2 protein-coding genes are annotated in these 2,645 nt (G+C 61.2%); both read left to right on the top strand.

Features of this window, described 5'->3' with window-relative positions; translation table 11 throughout:
• The first annotated feature begins 227 nt into the window (after window positions 1-227).
• Entirely contained in the window at window positions 228-1,742 is a 1,515-nt protein-coding gene (gene istA / locus P8H27_RS20435; protein ID WP_289639582.1) for an IS21 family transposase, read from the top strand.
• A 20-nt stretch (window positions 1,743-1,762) separates the two neighbouring features.
• The gene (istB, locus tag P8H27_RS20430; RefSeq protein WP_025163932.1) at window positions 1,763-2,518 is read left to right on the top strand and encodes an IS21-like element ISPsy14 family helper ATPase IstB; all 756 of its coding nucleotides are present in this window, start codon (window positions 1,763-1,765) and stop codon (window positions 2,516-2,518) included.
• Window positions 2,519-2,645 lie beyond the last annotated feature (127 nt).

The raw sequence follows: 2,645 nt of genomic DNA, 5'->3' as shown, positions 1-2,645 counted from the left end.
TGGGGATTCCATGCGCACTTGGACACCCAGTCCACGAACACTTGGACAGCGATTCCACGCTGACTTGGACACTCATTCCACGGCCCCTTGGACACTGATTCCACGAGCACTTGGACAGTGATCTCTCACTGATCCGACCCCCCGCTCAGGCAGGCAGCAACGCAGGATTATTCACTACCATCGACCTCTTTTCTCGAAGCGAAGAGGTCGTCGTGGAGCGTATATCCATGCGTAAAATCCGAGAGGTACTACGCCTAAAGTTCGACGCCGGCCTGTCCGTGCGCAAAATTGCCACCAGCCTACGCATCAGCAGCGGCAGTGCTGGCAATTACCTGCACCGCTTCAACGCTTGCGGGCTGACTTGGCCCACGCAGTTGTCGGACGCCGAACTGGAGCGATGTCTGTTCCCGCCAGCGCCGACGGTTCCTAGCGATCAACGTCCGATGCCGGACTGGGCTCATGTCCATGCCGAGTTACGTCGCCCCGGCGTCACCTTGGCCCTGCTCTGGCAAGAGTATCGGCTCACCCATCCGCAAGGCTTCCAATACAGCTGGTTCTGCGAGCACTACCGCCTCTGGGCTGCCAAGGTCGACGTGGTCATGCGCCAGGAACACCATGCTGGCGAAAAGCTGTTTGTCGATTACGCCGGCCAGACCGTGCCGGTCATTGATCAGCGAACCGGCGAGATCCGCCAGACGCAGATCTTCGTCGCCGTCCTCGGCGCGTCCAGCTACACCTTCGCCGAGGCCACCTGGTCGCAGAAGCTGCCTGACTGGCTGGGCTCGCACGTACGCTGCTTCGCCTTTCTCGGCGGTACATCGCAGATCCTGGTACCGGACAATCTGCGCAGCGGCGTCACCAAGGCGCATCGCTACGAGCCGGATATCAACCCCAGTTACCGCGATCTCGCCGAGCATTACGGCGTAGCCGTGCTGCCCGCGCGCTCGCGTAAACCCAAGGACAAAGCCAAGGTTGAAGTCGGCGTACAGGTCGTCGAGCGGTGGATCCTGGCGGTGCTGCGCAACCGCCAGTTCTTCTCCTTGGGCGAACTCAACACAGCCATCGCGCTGCTGCTGGATCGCCTCAATCAGAAGCCCTTCAAGAAGCTGCCCGGCTCACGCCGCTCGGCCTTCGAGACCATCGACCAACCCGCACTGCAACCGCTACCAGAACATCCGTATGTCTACGCCGAATGGAAAAAGGTGCGGGTGCACATCGACTACCACGTCGAGGTCGACGGCCATTACTACTCGGTGCCGTACCAACTGGTGAAACACCAACTCGAAGTGCGGCTAACCGCGAAGACCGTCGAGTGCTTCCACGCCAACCAGCGTGTGGCCAGCCATCTGCGCTCGCCGCACAAAGGCCGCCACACCACCCAAACCGAGCAAATGCCCAAAAGTCACCGCGAACATGCTGAATGGACGCCGCAGCGACTGATCCACTGGGCTGAGCAGACCGGGCCGAACACCGCTGGTGTCATCGCTCATATCCTCGAACGCCGAATCCATCCGCAGCACGGCTTCCGCGCCTGCCTGGGGATCCTGCGCCTGAGCAAACAGCACGGCGAAGAGCGGCTGGAAGCCGCTTGCCAGCGAGCGCTGGCACTGGGCGCGTGCAGCTATAAAAGCCTGGAATCGATCCTGCGCCAAGGGCTGGAACGGCTGCCGCTTGCCCAGCAAAACCTGCCGTTACTGCCCGAAGAACACATCAACCTGCGCGGCCCTGGCTACTACCACTGACCTGAAAAAGGAGCACCAAAATGCTGCCCAACCCGACACTCGACAAGCTACAAACCCTGCGCCTGCACGGCATGATCAAGGCGCTTGGCGAACAACACGCAACGCCTGACATCAACGATCTTAGCTTCGACGAACGCCTCGGTCTGATGGTCGACCGCGAGCTGACCGAGCGCGAAGACGCACGCCTGACTACTCGCCTCAAGGCCGCACGACTGCGCCATAACGCCTGCCTGGAAGACATCGACTACCGCAGCCCGCGCGGCCTGGACAAATCTCTGATCCTGCAACTGGGTAGCGGCCAGTGGCTGCGCGACGGCCTGAACCTGATCATCGGCGGCCCAACTGGCGTAGGCAAAACCTGGCTCGCCTGCGCGCTGGCTCATAAGGCCTGCCGCGACGGTTACAGCGTGCGTTATCTGCGCTTGCCGCGCTTGATGGAAGAACTAGGCCTGGCCCACGGCGACGGCCGCTTCGCGAAACTGATGGCGGGTTATGCCAAGACCGACTTGCTGATCCTGGACGACTGGGGCCTGGCGCCGTTTACCGCTGCGCAACGGCGCGACATGCTTGAACTGCTGGACGACCGCTACGGCAACCGCTCGACGCTAGTGACCAGCCAGATGCCAGTGGACAAATGGCACGCACTGATCGGCGATCCGACCTTGGGCGATGCGATCCTCGACCGGCTGGTGCACAACGCTTATCGGATCGAACTGAAGGGCGAATCGATGCGCAGACGCGCAACGAAATTGACGGCGACAGAGACTTCAGACTAACAATGCAATCCTGCGTCGCTGCGCTCCGACTGCCTGTCCAAGTGGACGTGGATCAGGTGTCCAAGTGAGCATGGAACGAGTGTCCAAATGATCGTGGGCTGAGTGTCCAAGTGCCGTGGAATCCGCA

This window comes from Pseudomonas sp. sp1636 (assembly GCF_030376615.1).
Classification (GTDB): domain Bacteria; phylum Pseudomonadota; class Gammaproteobacteria; order Pseudomonadales; family Pseudomonadaceae; genus Aquipseudomonas.
Note: the sequence above shows the minus strand (reverse complement) of the source record. Positions and strands in the feature narration are given on the sequence as shown.

Coding starts and splice junctions, on each gene's coding strand:
- istA (WP_289639582.1), top strand. CDS start 228: ATGCGTAAAATCCGAGAGGTACTACGCCTAAAGTTCGACGCCGGCCTG.
- istB (WP_025163932.1), top strand. CDS start 1,763: ATGCTGCCCAACCCGACACTCGACAAGCTACAAACCCTGCGCCTGCAC.